This is a genomic window from Methanosarcina baikalica (genome assembly GCF_031461075.1).
Classification (GTDB): domain Archaea; phylum Halobacteriota; class Methanosarcinia; order Methanosarcinales; family Methanosarcinaceae; genus Methanosarcina; species Methanosarcina baikalica.
Genome location: NZ_JAVKPK010000049.1, coordinates 1 through 15,972, shown reverse-complemented (window position 1 = coordinate 15,972; position 15,972 = coordinate 1). Strand labels below are relative to the sequence as shown.

The following is a 15,972-nucleotide window of genomic DNA, read 5'->3' as shown; positions in this document are numbered from 1 at the left end:
AATAGAAGGATGAAAACCAAAAAGTAAATTCTAAATGTTTATTTCGGGATATGCTTGGTCTCACGCCAAATTCAACATATACCGTAACCGTTTTACGCGCCTTCCCATACTCTGGGAGATATAAATATGTCTAGAAGTAATATCTACGATTAGCTACATGGCTTAGCGTGGCTTCTAGTAATATGTATACAGGCGTTTAATACTTTAGAAAAAAATATGGCCGTTGACATCAATTCTACTATATGAAAATTGGTTGGAAATGGGCGGGTACCGTTTTAACTTTCAGTGCTACACTAATGATCGAGGTATATATTGGGGTTCCACTTGATGAATTTTATTGGCTGGATTTAGTACTTCAAGCTGTTAATAACTCGTTTATGCTTTCTATGCCAAATACTGGACCTTTTGCACAAGCGACGAAGAATACTGTATTGCTTGTCAATTTCGTTCATGTACTGCTTATCTTAATACCTGCTATTCTATTGGCTGGCGCAGTTTATCATCTGATACCCGATGAATATTAAGCAAGGTGCTCGTGATATGTTGAGGTTATTATTCGGCTAACCAAATTAGACGTATCCAGTGCCCGTTTTTCTGGCCTCCCATACTTAAGGAGATATAAGTTGTCTAGGAGTGGGCTATACGATTGGCTATGAATCTCTGCATGAGTTGTTGCTATATGTACATAGGAGGCTCAGGAGTAGACGTGTATGAACGGCTATGCTCGAGGTATTAAAGCACATTGACAAATTAACTTTTCAATAAGGTTATATACCACAGATTTTTACTTAATCTCAGGCTTACGAAGATTGGTGGAATATAATGCGATACATCGACGAAATAGAGAACGCGGTTAAGGATTACCTAGATGGGGATTATGAAATAACAGAAACTAAAGGCATACCCTCTATAGAAGATGTACCTTTTGGGAAGAAAGCTAAAAAGATGAAACTTTGTGCTTATTGCATCGATATAAGAAAATCAACAGAATTACTAACAGTCCATCAAAAGCAAACATGTGGAAAAATCCATAAAGCATTTCTTGCTGCTGCCGCCAAAGTTGTCTTAGAAAATGGCGGTGAAATCAGAAGCTTTAACGGTGATGGATTATTAGCATTTTGGCCTGCGAATTATAAATCTGAAGTATCGAATGCAGTAAAAGCTGCAATGATAACAAAATGGCTACTAGATGATAAGTTATCACCCCATTTTGAGAAATATAGAAAAATTGATTTTGGAATCGGGATAGATTGGAGTGATGTTTACATAATGAGAGCAGGCATCCCGAGAAATAGTGACAACAATGACTTAATTTTTATTGGTAAATGTGTAAACTATTCAACTGCAATCGCCAACCAAGCAGGGGATCCTAATCATGTAGAAATTTCTGAAAATGTATATGTTAATTTAGAAGATGAGGTTCTTTATGAGCAAGAAGATGGAGAAAAAGTAGACAGGTGGATGAATGGAACTGTGAAATGGAAAGGAGAGGATCATAAATCCAAATGCACCAGTTGGCCTTGGAAAATAGAGTGAATATTAATCTTACTTACAATTTTCTCTATACCATTCATTCATATTTGAAGCAACAACGCTACCATGATAGCAGCCTCTATTATTATTCTTACAAAGAAGTTCTTTGTTATCTTCATTAAGATTTATGTAAATTGACTCAGATACCATAATTCGCAGATCATACAATTCTTTATTCCCACAGCTACATAAATTTGCAGCTTCATTGACGACATCTCCCATCCAAACTACATCATTTATTCCACTGCCATCATATCCAGCTTTCACCATAAGTGCCCTACCATACGAGATACCAATCCCAACTTCGATAGTTTCAATATCATTCTTTTTAAACTTATGATTCATTACATCAATTAAAGATGATATTTGGGCTGCTGTGCTGAATACAAGATCTATAATGGGCTTAGTTTTCGTATCAAAGATCCCAGAGACGCAATCTCCTACTATATTCACTTCTATACAACAAGGATTTCCATTCATTACAGATACAACTTCAGAAACATAAGCACGATACAATTTTGCTAACTTTGGCCTTCTATGAATATCAGGTAATTTAGAAGAGCCACGAATATCAACAAACATTGCAGAGCAATTTACGTAAAAACCATTGCTGTAAGTCAGTTTATCCCTGGAAGGAATATAATTGAGTTCTTCATAATTATAGCTATTTTTAATAATATTATCAATTCTATCAAAACTTTTCAAGTAGTCGTAGTTTATGTAGTTACTTTTCATACTATCACATACTTCCAGATCAACTTCCAGATAATTGCAGACGATATAATAAGCAACGTGAAGTATATTAAAGCCTTATTATATTGTTTCATTAATAGACAGTTGGCTATATTGTAAAGAAAGATCAATGGAAGTGAAATAGGACTTAATACGGCAACTATTGTTAAAAGAAGAGCTATTTTGAAATAAAAGTATTTTCTAACAGCAATGCGGGAATTTGTAACAATCTGGTTAATGTAATCTAATTCTAATTTTGTACAGTTGGTTGGGTTTTTACTATAACATCTACACAATTCAGATAAATACTGGTCTTTACCGCAATCATTTATATAACCATAAAACAAGAGGTTTCCATTAGTCATTGGTGTTCTAGAATAAAAAATGTCTTCTATTTTTTTACTTAAAACAGCTTCAATTTTCGTTTGGGGCCAAAAGGAGAACAGGGTGAAAAACAACCCGACAGAGCTTAAAATTATAAACGAATAAAGGTATTTTAATATTAGTTGTGGGATAGTACCACATTCACTTTGAGTTATAATAGTAGCTGCACCAAAGATTGAGCCCAAATGGAAGGCTATAAGTGCAGCATTTTTCGCTTCTGCAAATTTTAACCATTCGTTAACGTTTGAAAATATATCCTTAACAGCGTCTTTCATTTTGCTCGCCTTTTTTCTTTCACTGTATAAATAGCAATTAATTATAAAAAAATATACGTTAAGGTTTGTATATAAACATCCAATAAAATAAGTAACAGTATCTACACAGAAAATAAAGGGTAATGGAAAGTTACAGTTACCCGAGTTTCAATCAAACTGGAAATTGCACCTCATCCCCTCGGGATCAAAACAGAGATTACAGGATACGCATCTTGCCTTTTTAACCTCTCCTGATTTAAATTTCAAAACAATATCCGATTCACTGATGAATACCCTGCTCATTGAAATCAGGTCCGCAAACCCGTTCTCAAGCAGATAATTAATAACAGAAAGGGACCTGATCCCTCCTACAAGGATAACCGGAATGCTCACTGCACTTTTGATTGCTTTAGAGTAGTCCTTGAAATATGCTTCTTTGGCAGGAGAATTTATTGCGGTTCTTATAGTTACTCCACCTGCCTCACCTATTCCTCCGCTGACTTCAATTGCGCATACTCCTGCCTGCTCCAGAAGCTTTGCAATTTCTACGGACTGCGAAATATCAAGCCCAAGTTCCGCCTTCAAAGAGCCAGGGCGAAGACCATCCGTTGCATTTAACTTGACCAGGACGGGAAAATCATCTCCTGCCTCCTCTTTTATGCGCCTGACAATTTCCGTGACTATCCTTGTCCGGTTTTCCACTGAGCCCCCCCAGCGATCAGTCCTTCTGTTCGTATAGGGAGAAATGAAGTTACTTAAAAGGAAACCATGAGCGCAGTGAAGCTGTACTCCGTCAAAACCTGCTTTTTTTGCCCTAACAGCTGCTTTTGTAAAAGCTTCGATCACTTCCAGGATTTCCGCGTCTGTCATTTCCCTTGGAATAGCTGCCGAATGCCCGTCTTTTATACTGGAAGGGGCTATGGGAACAGGAAATTCATCCGAAAAAGTAGCCTGCCTTCCCCCATGCACTATCTGGAGCACTATCTTGCTGCTGTACCTGTGCACCCTTTCAGTTATTTTCAGGTAAGGTTCGATAAAACGGTCATCATAGATACCCTGCTGATAAATATCACTCTGCCCGCCAGGAAGAACATATGAATATCCGGTTATTATCAGCCCGACTTCATTTTTTGCAAGTTCTTCGTAAAGGTCTCCGAGCCGGGAAGTAGGCGTCCCATCCTTTTCGGCCATAAATTCGTGTGTAGCAGACCTTACAAATCGATTCTGGAGATTCAGGTTGCATATAGTAATCGGGTCAAAAATCATGAGAAAAAATAGGGGAAAGGAGGGTAAATAATTATCCCGGATTCCTGGATAAAGGAGATCTTAAATTCAGGTATAAAACTTTCCTCAACTGTGAATATAAAATTGGAAAGAAATTTGCTCAGGCAATTTCACTTACGAACTCAATAGGATTATCTGGATCGCCACGGATATTGAGATGCAGTTTTTCTGAACCGCCTAAATTAGCTGTGTAACTTGCCACTACTCTTTGTTCAAAAGTAAATTTATTATCTAAAATAATTTCATACCTGTAATATCCCGGTTCGACATTTATTTCAGGTGAAAAGATTTCATCTCCAGGATTCATCTTGTAGTTTTCTTTGTATACAGAATTATTATAGAAATCAAGAAGCTTGATATGGATTTCATGGCTCTTTTTATCACTATTTATCAGAGAAAATTCTAATGGATCTAACGAATGATGTTTCTTAATTTCTTCTTCTCCTCCTTCACTATAGCACCTCCACAGAAGATGGACAATTTTTCCATCATACTTCTCGTCAGTTGAAGCGATCCCATATGATTGATTGAAAAAATCTACATTAATACAAGCGTCAATTGAATCGTTTTTTACTGTAAAAAAAGCACTACTTTGAGGCTTTCCGACAATGTATCCCAAATAAGAATTTACATTTGGATTTTGAATCTCTCTTTCTTGAAGTTTAAGTTCATAATCTTCTCCCATGAGGTTCAGGTTTACAGTTCCGTTCGAGGCTAATTCCCTAAACTTCGCAGGATTCACTATTACAGTTTCAAAGAGATCACATGATTCCGGAACCTCAATGGAGCTGTTGTCAAGTTTTATTTCTTCAAACATGTTATTTTCACCAGCTTCCGATAAATTCTTCGTTGAATTTTCACTAACAGAGGCTTCCCTGATTTTGTCGATATCTGCTGTTACCGTTTTAAAACCACCCCAATCTTTCGAAGTCCCAAGAAAACTGCTATTATTCTCTATTTTTTGAACTATGTCTTTGTCATCAGAAATTACCCCGCTGTTAGAACCAGAAGGAACCGAAAAAATTACAATTCCCAACAAAATTAGAGCTGCGGCGATTATAAGTAGGATACGCATAACTTCTCCTCAAAAAGTAAATAGTCGGTATTTGTACTATATATAACGAGATATATCAAACTTATGTGATAAATTTTGAAAGGTAACTGAGATCTTGACTTTGAGATAAAGAAATAGAAAGCTTAGAAAATGGATTAATATTTTATATAATCAATATTGATCTACGAGATTGCGAAGGACACTTGATGCAGGTCTTTAATTTCTTACTGCATTTTAGTGAAAAGTAGATGAGAAAGGGCTGGAAATAACCTATAAGTCAAAGAAGTGGCAACTGGAAAATTAATCATCTCAGGTCTCCATCAACTTCCGCTTATTTTATTTGAGCTTATGAATTAACGGGCGCCAGAGCTAGACTGAAGGAAATAAGAGGCACTTATATAAAAATATTCCGAAAATTACTGAGAGTTTGACTTCTTTTAGATTCCTGGATGAAGTGAGATGCTCACATTTATTAATAACGTTTTTACTCCTCAGCAACTTATTTCTTTAAGCTTCTGAGCACGTTTTGTAGAAAACCTTTCTTTTCAAAATACTGCTGATGATAGTCTTCAGCCATATAGAAGTCGGAAACCGGCACAATCTCGGTTACTATCGGGTTTTTAAAAGCCCCTGATTTTTCAAGGCTTTCTTTTGAGGTTAATGCAGCAGCTTTTTGCTTTTCGTCATGGTAAAAAATGACTGAACGATATTGTTTTCCGACATCAGGACCCTGCCGGTTCTTTGTGGTCGGGTCATGGATTTTCCAGAAAACGCCAAGCAATGTCTCATAAGATGCCACTTTCGGGTCGAAAATGACCCTAATGGCCTCTGCATGTCCGGTATTAAGGGTACAGACCTGTTCATAGGTCGGTTTTTCAAAGTGCCCGCCGCTGTAGCCAACCGCAGTTGCAACCACACCCTTGACCTGCCGGAAAGCCTCTTCAATTCCCCAGAAACAGCCTGCAGCAAAGGTTGCTTTTTCCAGGCCTCCCCCGGGATTTTCGAAAAAATCGGGATTATTTTCAGCTGTTATATCTTCTTCCACCATTTCTCCCCCTTTTAAAAATCAGGTTCTGCTGTATTTTCCTATCAATTCCCCTTCGGCAATGATATGTCCTATCATCTCGCTTTCAAGCTCTTTTCTCCCTGCTCCCGCTTTAAGTTCGAGCTTCCTGTCCAGAGCATAAACTCGGAAGAAATATCTGTGAGTGCCTGAAGAAGGACATGGTCCTCCATATCCGATTTTTCTGAAATCGTTTATTCCTTCAACTCCAGGTATGCTGTCTTCTTCGATTTTCGCTACAGGTTCTATATTCCAGACAATCCAGTGAGTAAATATCTTCATGGGAGCATCAGGGTCATCTATTATAAGCACCAAACTTTCAGCCTCTTCCGGAATGCCTTCGAGTTCCAGAGGCGGATTTAGATTCTTCCCGTCACAGGTGTACTTTCTCGGGATAGTACGGTTAGCTTCAAATGCGCTGCTAAAAACTTTTATATTTTGGATGTTCACATTCTCATCCCCTTTACCAGTATCGGGAGATTCTTTAGTAGTGTTTCTCTCATTATTGTTTTGAATACATCCCGAAATCAAAAGCATTCCTGCAAGCAAGAATATCAAAACAATTGTACCGGCCTTTTTGTTCATGTACGGCATCAGCTCCTGACAGCAGGAAAAATGCTTAACAATGCAATATTAAAGCTAAAGAGATATAACCTTAAGGCTTAAAGCTCGTGCTGCGCTAAAAATTAATCTCAAAAGACTTATCTCTGCACTGCAGTTCGAGACCTGACTTGAAGTTTAACCCCCAGCCGTATTAAATCTCAAGCAAGAGGTCCGGCACATACGAGGTCGGCTCCTCCGCTACCCTCGTAAAATTTGGGCTTAAAGGAAGTATATAAGAGGAAAAATGACCCTTACAACCGCTCCGGAAGCCGCTGACTAAAATCCTGAGAGGACAGCAGGAATCAGTCTTCTACCTCAAGAGATTGAATTATGTCGTGAACCGTAAGATCTCCTTTTGCCACGCGCTGGACAAGTGGATAAATAAATGAACAATCATCGATTGCCGCCCAGCGTTTTTCTCCTACTCCTCTGACAACCTGATCCATTATGTCGCCACATGTCTTGCAGTACTTTCCTTCGCTCTCTGCTCCACAGCTTTCGCATTTCATGAAAATTCCCCCATAATCTATGGGAAAGTCGAAAATAAATATATTATGGTAATAGATGAGCATATTTGCACAGTCATGAAAAATCAGAGGTAAAAAAGGAAAATCAGAAAACGAGATGAGTAAAATTACTGTAGAATTAATGCAAAATTAATGTAAAATTGTTAAAACCTGCCAACCTCATAAATTTAACTTTCAAATTCAAGCGGCAGGAAATCTGGCTTTCTGAGGTCTACTGGCTTACGTCTTCTACCCCGGGGTTATTGCTAAACCGGAATGTTTTCCAAACCGTAATCACGCAAGGTTGGCAATAATCTCTTCTACTTCCTCGACACCTGAGCTTTTTATAGTTATTTCTTCCCTGCCGTGCACCCCTAACTCCAGTTCCACAGCTCGTATAATCTGGGGTTGGGCCCAGACCGAGTGCTCCTGGATCCTGGAAATCGTACCAAGGGTTTTCAGGAGGGCAAGGCCTACAGTGTCGTTTGCGATCACATCCGAACTTGCCAGTACGATGTCAGGCTCTCTCAGCGTTCCCAGGTTAGGGCCGTTGGTAACAAAGCATTTTGTAGCATCCGAGATATAAAAATCAGGCATGTAGACAAGGTTTGACTCGGCAATCATGTTCCCGAAAAGCATATCCCTATATTGCCCATGAGGAAGCCGCCTCCTATCCCCGTCTGCGGTTATGCTGATCTGTGACTTAAGGCCCATGGTAAAGGTTGCAGTCCAGTGAGTCTTGACTACAGGAAGCGCAATTATATAGTCGACTGAAGCCAGAAGTTCGGGGACATACAACCCCTCAGGCCAGGAAGAAGCGCCGTCGGGCTTCAAATGCAAGCGTTTCATATGGTCAAAAGTAAGAATTTCGTCCACTCCTTCGGCCTCAGCAACCTGCCAGAGCCCAAGTTCCTTCAGCACACTCTCAGTATCCAGCGTGGTCATCGACTTTTCAGCAACAATAATCTTTCCCGGATTGCATTTTCTTGCTTCCCGTATAGCCCCTCTCAGCACCTCCGGGTTTGTCGAACCAGGGGGCAGATCTGCAGTATTTGCATTCGGCCGAATCAGTACAGTAGACCCTTCTTCAATTCCGAGCCCTCCTGCCAGTTCCACTGCTGCTCTTACGGATTCCAGGGTATCCCTATTTCTTGATAGCCCAACAATTGCCATAATCAAACTCCTGAATAGTAATTGTAATCCGAGATATAATAAGAATATATGGGCTTTTAAAAAAGTTTGCGAAGAATTTCCAGGCGGTCATCTGGAGTATACTTTCAATAAATGGCCCCGGAGCAAACCGTCGGAACGGGTTTGGGACTGCAAGTTGTTATCCTGCAGTATCCTGGCCATCCCAAAGGCAATTATTGATTTATCAGCTACAGGCGATAGGAGAAATTACGGTTAATTGTCAATTAGAGGTGGTGAACTACTGGCGCAACTTGCACTCGCACATCTCTATAAGCGCTCCTTCTCCAATCCTTGAGCCGCGTGCAATAAGCATGTCTCCTGCCTGGACAGCTGTGTTGCCTTTTGGAGCATAGACCCAGCGGTCAGCCCTTTTGATTGCCATTACATGCAGTCCGGTTTCAGTCTCAAGCCTCAATTCGAAGAAAGTCTTTCCGACTATCGGAGAACATTTTTCAACCTGGAGCCTCGTGATAACCTCTTCGGAATTCCGGACTGCGAGGGTAATAATTGGGTGGAGTTCTATATCCCTGAGCACTGTATCTGCAATTCCGTAGGCGGCATCGGAAATGGCTTCAGAGGCACTTGCAAGGTGAAGGATTCCCCTGAGCAGGTTAACATCCTCAACATGCTTTGCGGTCTCAAGCACCCAGTGCTGAAGTTCGTATTTCATTGAATCCATTTCGGATTCGAGAGCGCTGACCTCATACGCAATATCTTCGTTGTCAAAAAGAATAGCAGAGTATGCAAGCCCTACCGAAAGTTCGGACATGTTCTTCATGTCCACGATAATATCCACGGCGTGTTCAAGGTCTTTTAAGAGTCTATTGTTTTCTATTTCCCTTGGAACAAATTTCCTTGTCGTAGCCATTTCGAAGAAAAGAGGGACTCCTTCATCATGCCCTCTGGAAATCAGAACGTCTCCCTGGCGAAGGCGGGTTTCCTTGTCAGGATCATAAATCCAGTCTTCGTTTCTCCGGATAGCAATAACCCACATGCCTGTCTCGAGGTCAAGTTCGAGGTCACCAAGCGTACGGCCTGCCATTAAAGATTCTGCGGCGACTGTTGCCCTGACTACGGTCTCTTCCGCTTCCCTGAGAGCCACTTTCAGTTCCATCGGAATGCCCATATTCATAAGAACTATTTTGGCAATATCGCCTGCGGCATTTGAGATATTTTCCGAAGATGCAGCAACCTGTAAAACTCCAAGGAGTTCTTCTGCCTCGTCGACCCTGCGTGTGCTTAACATCGCGGCCATCTTCATATGATAATCGAGGGTATCCATCTTATCTTCAAGATTGAGTACCTCTTCTGCAATATCCTCATCATCATAGATCACTGCAGAGTACGCAAGGTCTACCATGAGTTCGGAAGTATCCTTCATCTCAGTCAAAAGATCCTTAAGATTCCTTGGACTGTATCTGAATTCTTTAGGGAACATGGTCTCTATATCAACTCTACCTTATGTTGGTGTGTATGAGTATATACCTCATAGTAATTATTAATTTTTGAATTATTCAGGGGTTTGAGAACCTGATTGGAATATAATAAAATTGAATAATGAAACCGGTTTTCAATCAAACGATATTATTTATAAAATCTTCAACAGATGGAGAGCTATGAGAATTCCTGTAACCCCTACTAGGTCTCCAAGACTTGCTATAAAAGGGATTACCGTATCGTCCGGGTCGACCCCGAAACGGTGAGAAGCAAACGAAATAGCAACTGTTGCAGAGTATACAACGGAAAGTTCTATTACAACTGCTATAAGGGTTATTTCCAGAAGGGTGAGGAAAGGCATACCGAATCCCATGAAATTACTTGCCAGAAAAACCAGTATACTGACAGAAATTGAGGAAACAATCCCCACAATTGAAGCTGCAATAACGCTGTTGCGTACGACCGGGTTACTTCTGAGATTATCTCCAAGTCCCATGTGGAAAGCCGATGAAAGCCTGGCTCCAAGCATGCTGCCGGTATCTCCTCCGATCTTGATGAGGGAAGGAATAAGAATCAGTATCGCGGGCATGGAGATAAGGCTTTTCTCTCTTGAGTTCAGAATCTGCCCGACAATAATCCCCATTACACATGTGATCAAAAGTACCGGAAGCCCACGCCGAATTATGCCATTTACTGTGTAGTAAGGGGTTTGATGCCCGATTTTTCTCAAAGCATCACCACCAGTTTTGCCGAGAGGAAAAGCAGAAACATAGAGACAATGTCCCCGATAGTTGCAATAGAAGGCGTGACAACATTATCAGGATCAAAACCAAATCTGAACATCCCTATGGCCAGCAGGACTGCAACAAAAGAGAGAATTACCCCGGATGTAAGGGCTGAAATTACACAGATAAGGATAAGTTTAAAGGCACCGGCACTTTCGAAGCCAAGAGCAAGTGTTACAAAGTGCCCAAGAAATCCGAGCATTATAGCGGCAATAAAACCCAGAAGAAGAGAACCGGAGATATTATTGGTAAGTTCGGGGTTATGTCTGTCGAACCCTGTAATGAGCCCCAGATGAATTGCACTGCCAAGCCTGGAGCCAAGGGTAGAGGAAATGTTCCCCCTAAGTCCGAGCACGCCGGGATAAATCACCATCAATCCAGGGATCATCTCAAGTTCATTTGTCATTCCCGAAAATATTATCCCTGCAAAGACCCCCCCTACAGTCGCAATAAGTTCAAAGGGCAAAGCTTCACGTACTATTGATGAAACACTCGCGTATTCGCTCAGGTATTTATCAATAAATTTGGATTCGAAAATATCTTCGTCCCTGTGCGACTCTGAGGGCATGCGCCTGTATTATACACTGATATTATTAAAATAATCGCTAACCCAAGAAAATGGAAAAATCTGTTCAAAGATTTCTATCCTGAAAGCTCTGGATCCTTTTTGAAAATAAATTAGAAGGTAAAGCCCTCACTCAATTTTCTCACATTTTTCCATTTCTGGATAAAAAATAAATAACTTGCAACCGTTACCTGATAGTGGGTATCCATGGTAATAGGAGTCACAATGATAAACGTGCTGCCGGGTTATGAAAAGGCAGCATACAGGGAATTGAAGAACATAGAAGGGATTAAGGACGTTTACCATGTCTTTGGGGAATATGATTTTGTAATAATTATAGATGTTGAAGACGTGAACGTCCTGAGCGAAGTGGTAGATAGAATCAGGGAAAGCGAAACCGTAACAGCCAGCAGGACAATTGTAGGGGCAGAACTTTAAGCTGCCCGGTTTCGATGTCAGCGCAATCCGGCAAGATATAACGGAAAAAAATCCGACATTTTTTTAGCATGCGCTGGCATTTATACTTTAACTTTTTATTGAAACAGAAGCTTTTAGAAACTCTTCATTTAAAGGCTTTTATTATAATTCTGCTTGAAACAGTTACGACATAAAAGTATTCTTTACAATATAATAAGTACTTTTAAAAAGGCACCGTATTATTAAAATGTATAACATGAGAGAAACAGAAATACATAATAGAAAAAAGTACAGAAAGCAAGCTGTTGCAAGAAAACACTACTAATACTGACAGCGCCTCTAAAGCAGAAATTTTTTAATTTAAATGTTTGTAAAATATAAGGATACATTAAATTGAAAAAACATTAGATTGAAAAAAAGATTAGATTGGAAAAATATTAGATTGATTTTTTTATTAGATTGATTTTTCAGCCTGAGGTAAAATTCCATGGATTTCCCCATTGCAGAAGAACTTGCCAAAAATCAAAAGTCAATAAGTGTCGCAGAATTTTTTGAAAAAAACAGGCAGATCCTGGGTTTTGACTCTGCTCCTCGAAGCCTCATAACAACTGTAAAAGAAGCTGTTGACAATTCCCTGGACGCCTGCGAAGAAGCAGGAATCCTGCCTGACATCCTTGTCCAGGTCGAAAGGACCGGACAAGACTACGTAACTGTGATAATAGAAGACAACGGACCCGGAATTATAAAAGAGCAAATCCCCAAAGTCTTTGCAAAGCTGCTTTATGGTTCCAGATTCCATGCCCTCAAGCAGAGCAGGGGACAGCAGGGAATAGGAATTTCCGCAGCCGTGCTCTATGCCCAGATGACTGCAGGCAGGCATACTAAAATCCTCTCCAAGACCAGTTCCAGTGCCCCGGCCCATTACTACGAGTTAATGATTAATACAAGTACGAATGAGCCTGAAATCCTGAAAGATGAGGTCAAAGACTGGTTCCGCCCCCACGGAACCCAGATAGAACTTGAAATGAAGGCTGCCTACGTAAAAGGAAGGAGGCAGTCCATTTATGAATACCTTAAAGCTACGGCAATCGTAAACCCCCATACAAGGATTACCCTTATCGAACCTGACGGCAACGAGGAAGTCTTTGAAAGGGCAACGGACAAGATGCCTGACCCTGCAGAAGAAATCCTGCCCCATCCTGAAGGCATTGAGCTTGGCACTCTCATGAAAATGCTCCGTTACACCGAACGTCAGAAACTTGCCCCGTTTCTCCGTTACTCTTTCTGTAAAATAGGCCTGCTAACTGCCGAGGAAGTCTGCAAGGCTGCAGGGCTTGATCCAGAAATCGATCCTCAGTCCCTGGGCCGCCACGAGGCAAGAAAGCTAATTGAGGCTTTTGAGAAGGTAAAAATTATGGCCCCTCCCACAGACTGCCTTTCCCCAATCGGAGAAGAGCTAATTTACAGGGGGCTTGAAAAAGAGACAAATGTAGACTTCATTGCCACAAGCACGCGGAAACCTTCCGTATATTCCGGAAACCCCTTTGTAGTGGAAGTAGGGCTTGCATATGGGGGAAACCTCTCGAAAGAGGATAAAATCAGCATCATGCGTTTCGCTAACCGTGTGCCTCTGCTTTACCAGCAGGGAGGCTGCGTGACCACACATGCAGTTGAAGATATAAAATGGAAGCAGTACGGATTAAACCAGCCAGGTGGGGGAATTCCCACAGGCCCTGTTATCCTCCTTATTCATATAGCTTCGATTAACGTGCCTTTTACTTCAGAATCAAAAGATGCTATTGCGGATATTCCTGTAATCAAGGAAGAGGTTGACCTTGCAATCAAAGACGTAGCAAGGAAGCTCAAGCATTACCTGAGCAAACAGAACAATCTCAAGAAGCGCCGGGAAAAGGAGATTATAATTACAAAGGTGCTTCCTAAAATGGCTTTAAAGGTTGCAAACATCCTGGAAAAAGATGTCCCTGACATCAATCCTGTTGTTGCAAAGATTATGGGAAACCTGCTTGTGCACAGAAAAGTAAAAAGGAATGCAGACGGGACTGCGGATGTTATAATAAAGGTCAAGAACTTCGGGACTTCAACGCATTCCTTCAGGGTTCATGAAATGCTGCCCTGGACAATCAGCAGAGCAAAGCCCGAACCAAAGGTCGTAACTATGGGCAATGATTACGATTATATCTGGGACATGTCTGCGACAGTCGGGTCCTCAAAGGTGCTCAGCTACAGAATAGAGTCCGCAGAAGATAAAGAACTTGGAAAATTCCCTGACCTTATTGTGGAAGGGCTTGAAGAAGAGCTGGTAACCGGGGCAAAGGCCTTTAAGGGGATATAAGATGGCCAGAGAAACAAATAGCAAAACAATTCAGGGAGATGCCCTGGCAAGAGAAAGGCTGCTTGAGCTTGCAGAGAAGATCTACAATCAGTTTGAAGATGAGATTGTCCCAAGCGTCAGCCTCCCAAGCCGAACCAAGGCAAACATAGAATATTCCGATGAGAGTGACGTCTGGGTCTATGGGGACAGGGAAAGCGAAAGAAGCGCAAAGACCGTGAAAGGTGCATTCCAGCTCCTGAAGACCACTTATGCTACAGATTTCCTTATAAAAGAGCACCTTGCCCAGAACCGCGGCTCAACGCTTCGAGAACTTTATTACATATCTGAAGGCTGGGATGCTGCCAAGTTCAAGGAGCAGGCTGAAAGCGATCGTCTGATCGAAGACCTTGAACTCCTGACCAGTCTCCAGAGGGAGTATTTCCATATGCGCCCTGAAGAAGATGGAGCTACCATGTATGGGCCTATTGAAATTTCAGAACATACAAAGCGAGGAGAGCGAAAAATTCACTGCCAGAAGGATGTGGGGGAAGGAGGATACCAGATCCCCTTCAATGTGGAAAACATCGAGTTTAAGGGTCACGACGCAAATATGATCATAGCCATAGAGACAGGTGGTATGTATGCCCGATTGATGGAAAATGGATTTGATGAGGCCCATAATGCGATCCTGGTCCATCTCAAGGGGCAGCCTGCCAGGTCAACCCGCAGGATTATCAAGCGTATGAACGAGGAATTAGGCATCCCTGTAGCTGTCTTTACTGACGGTGACCCCTGGTCCTATAGGATCTACGCCTCTGTTGCCTATGGGGCTATAAAAAGTGCTCATCTCTCGGAATTTATGGCCACACCCGCAGCCAAATTCATTGGTCTCCAGCCCTCGGATATAATCGAGTACGAACTTTCTACCGACAAGCTCACAGAACAGGACATAAACGCGCTGCGGAGTGAACTTTCAGACCCACGTTTTGAGTCCGAATACTGGAAAGAGCAGATCCGGCTCCAGCTCGATATAGGAAAAAAGGCAGAACAGCAGGCCTTTGCAGGAAAGGGCCTTGATTTCGTAACTGAAGTGTACCTGCCTAATCGGCTCAAAGAACTGGGTATGGTATAAGAAAAACAACTGCATTTGCTGCACAGGCCTTCAACAACCTGATACATCGGTTTTCATAAAAACTCTGTATTTTAGCCTGCTTTGTGCCAACTCAGGCTGTAAATTGATGGAAATATTCAGTGAAAATACATAGGTTTGCTACAAAAAAACCTCTGCATCAATAAATTAGGTCATCATCCGCAGTAGGCATCAGAGGCTTTGATTAGGTTTCAATTGAACTCCGATTAGCCCAAAAATAAATACTAAAATAACAATCTTATATCATGGTATTTACGGAAATTATCGTTTTAGGTGTCGCTGTAATAGTAGCGTTATTGTTGTTTAAATTGTTGGCATTGGTATCTAAATACTGATATATATTATGAGAACTTATATCTCTTGATGAACTGCCCAAGATGTAAGAGTCTCGATCATAATAAGAATGGTAAAGTTAATGGCCGTCAACGCTACAAATGCTCTGATTGTGGCTATAATTATTCAGTAGAGCTAAAATCAACTGCTAGTTCCGCATCTGTTAAGAGACAGGCTTTACAACTCTATCTTGAAGGATTGGGATTTCGGTCAATAGGGCGTTTTTTGGGAGTAAGTCATGTTTCTATCCAAAAATGGATAAAGAAATTTGGTCAGGAGTTAGAAGAACTAAAAAGCGAAAATGAGATCTCTATTGTTGAAATGGATGAGATGCACACTTACATCGGTA

At 41.1% G+C, this 15,972-nt stretch carries 17 protein-coding genes; 6 read left to right on the top strand and 11 right to left on the bottom strand.

The genetic code is table 11. The features are described from left to right. Positions 1–242: 242 nt before the first annotated feature. Together RG963_RS11685 and RG963_RS11680 are read left to right on the top strand one after the other, a co-directional pair. On the top strand, positions 243–524 hold the full coding sequence (locus RG963_RS11685) for a hypothetical protein (protein WP_310576458.1): 282 nt from the start codon (positions 243–245) through the stop codon (positions 522–524). A 298-nt stretch (positions 525–822) separates the two neighbouring features. Continuing rightward, complete coding sequence (locus tag RG963_RS11680; RefSeq protein ID WP_310576457.1) at positions 823–1,536, top strand: adenylate/guanylate cyclase domain-containing protein; 714 nt, start codon at positions 823–825, stop codon at positions 1,534–1,536. A 9-nt stretch (positions 1,537–1,545) separates the two neighbouring features. Here the strand turns inward: RG963_RS11680 and RG963_RS11675 are convergent, their stop codons facing one another. From RG963_RS11675 to RG963_RS11625, 11 genes are all read right to left on the bottom strand, one after another. Further along, on the bottom strand, positions 1,546–2,268 hold the full coding sequence (locus RG963_RS11675; RefSeq protein ID WP_310576456.1) for an adenylate/guanylate cyclase domain-containing protein: 723 nt from the start codon (positions 2,266–2,268) through the stop codon (positions 1,546–1,548). Continuing rightward, positions 2,265–2,924, bottom strand: coding sequence for a Pycsar system effector family protein (locus RG963_RS11670; RefSeq protein WP_310576455.1), 660 nt, complete (start codon positions 2,922–2,924; stop codon positions 2,265–2,267). Before RG963_RS11670 ends, RG963_RS11675 begins: the two co-directional genes overlap by 4 nt. Before the next feature lie 147 nt (positions 2,925–3,071). After that, positions 3,072–4,169 carry an NADH:flavin oxidoreductase gene (locus RG963_RS11665; RefSeq protein ID WP_310576454.1) on the bottom strand — a complete coding sequence of 366 codons (1,098 nt, stop codon included), beginning with the start codon at positions 4,167–4,169 and terminating at the stop codon, positions 3,072–3,074. A 118-nt stretch (positions 4,170–4,287) separates the two neighbouring features. Beyond that, positions 4,288–5,223 carry a hypothetical protein gene (locus tag RG963_RS11660; RefSeq protein WP_310576453.1) on the bottom strand — a complete coding sequence of 312 codons (936 nt, stop codon included), beginning with the start codon at positions 5,221–5,223 and terminating at the stop codon, positions 4,288–4,290. A 517-nt stretch (positions 5,224–5,740) separates the two neighbouring features. Then, positions 5,741–6,289, bottom strand: a complete 549-nt coding sequence (msrA, locus tag RG963_RS11655) for a peptide-methionine (S)-S-oxide reductase MsrA (RefSeq protein WP_310576452.1) — start codon at positions 6,287–6,289, stop codon at positions 5,741–5,743. 18 nt (positions 6,290–6,307) lie between these two features. After that, positions 6,308–6,889, bottom strand: a complete 582-nt coding sequence (locus RG963_RS11650; protein ID WP_310576451.1) for a YbhB/YbcL family Raf kinase inhibitor-like protein — start codon at positions 6,887–6,889, stop codon at positions 6,308–6,310. A 320-nt stretch (positions 6,890–7,209) separates the two neighbouring features. Continuing rightward, on the bottom strand, positions 7,210–7,416 hold the full coding sequence (locus RG963_RS11645; protein WP_310576450.1) for a hypothetical protein: 207 nt from the start codon (positions 7,414–7,416) through the stop codon (positions 7,210–7,212). Positions 7,417–7,707: 291 nt separating this feature from the next. Continuing rightward, the gene (locus tag RG963_RS11640; protein WP_310576449.1) at positions 7,708–8,586 is read right to left on the bottom strand and encodes a DUF362 domain-containing protein; all 879 of its coding nucleotides are present in this window, start codon (positions 8,584–8,586) and stop codon (positions 7,708–7,710) included. Between the two features lie 256 nt (positions 8,587–8,842). Then, the gene (locus RG963_RS11635; RefSeq protein WP_310576448.1) at positions 8,843–10,042 is read right to left on the bottom strand and encodes a potassium channel family protein; all 1,200 of its coding nucleotides are present in this window, start codon (positions 10,040–10,042) and stop codon (positions 8,843–8,845) included. Between the two features lie 150 nt (positions 10,043–10,192). Then, positions 10,193–10,771, bottom strand: coding sequence for a magnesium transporter (locus tag RG963_RS11630; RefSeq protein ID WP_310576447.1), 579 nt, complete (start codon positions 10,769–10,771; stop codon positions 10,193–10,195). Then, positions 10,768–11,394: a magnesium transporter gene (locus RG963_RS11625; protein ID WP_310576446.1), complete on the bottom strand. Its 627-nt coding sequence runs from the start codon at positions 11,392–11,394 to the stop codon at positions 10,768–10,770. The genes RG963_RS11630 and RG963_RS11625 overlap by 4 nt, the downstream gene beginning before the upstream one ends. A 204-nt stretch (positions 11,395–11,598) precedes the next feature. On the opposite strand from RG963_RS11625, the gene RG963_RS11620 reads away from it, so the two are divergent. The 4 genes from RG963_RS11620 to RG963_RS11605 form a co-directional block, all read left to right on the top strand. Beyond that, a complete protein-coding gene (locus RG963_RS11620; RefSeq protein WP_310576445.1) occupies positions 11,599–11,829 on the top strand; it encodes an Lrp/AsnC ligand binding domain-containing protein in 231 nt (76 codons plus the stop codon). A 466-nt stretch (positions 11,830–12,295) separates the two neighbouring features. Next, a complete protein-coding gene (locus RG963_RS11615; RefSeq protein ID WP_310576444.1) occupies positions 12,296–14,161 on the top strand; it encodes a DNA topoisomerase VI subunit B in 1,866 nt (621 codons plus the stop codon). Position 14,162: 1 nt separating this feature from the next. Next, complete coding sequence (locus tag RG963_RS11610; protein ID WP_310576443.1) at positions 14,163–15,272, top strand: DNA topoisomerase IV subunit A; 1,110 nt, start codon at positions 14,163–14,165, stop codon at positions 15,270–15,272. 381 nt (positions 15,273–15,653) lie between these two features. Then, positions 15,654–15,972 (top strand): IS1 family transposase (locus tag RG963_RS11605; RefSeq protein WP_310576442.1); only part of this gene is annotated, 319 nt, incomplete at its 3' end.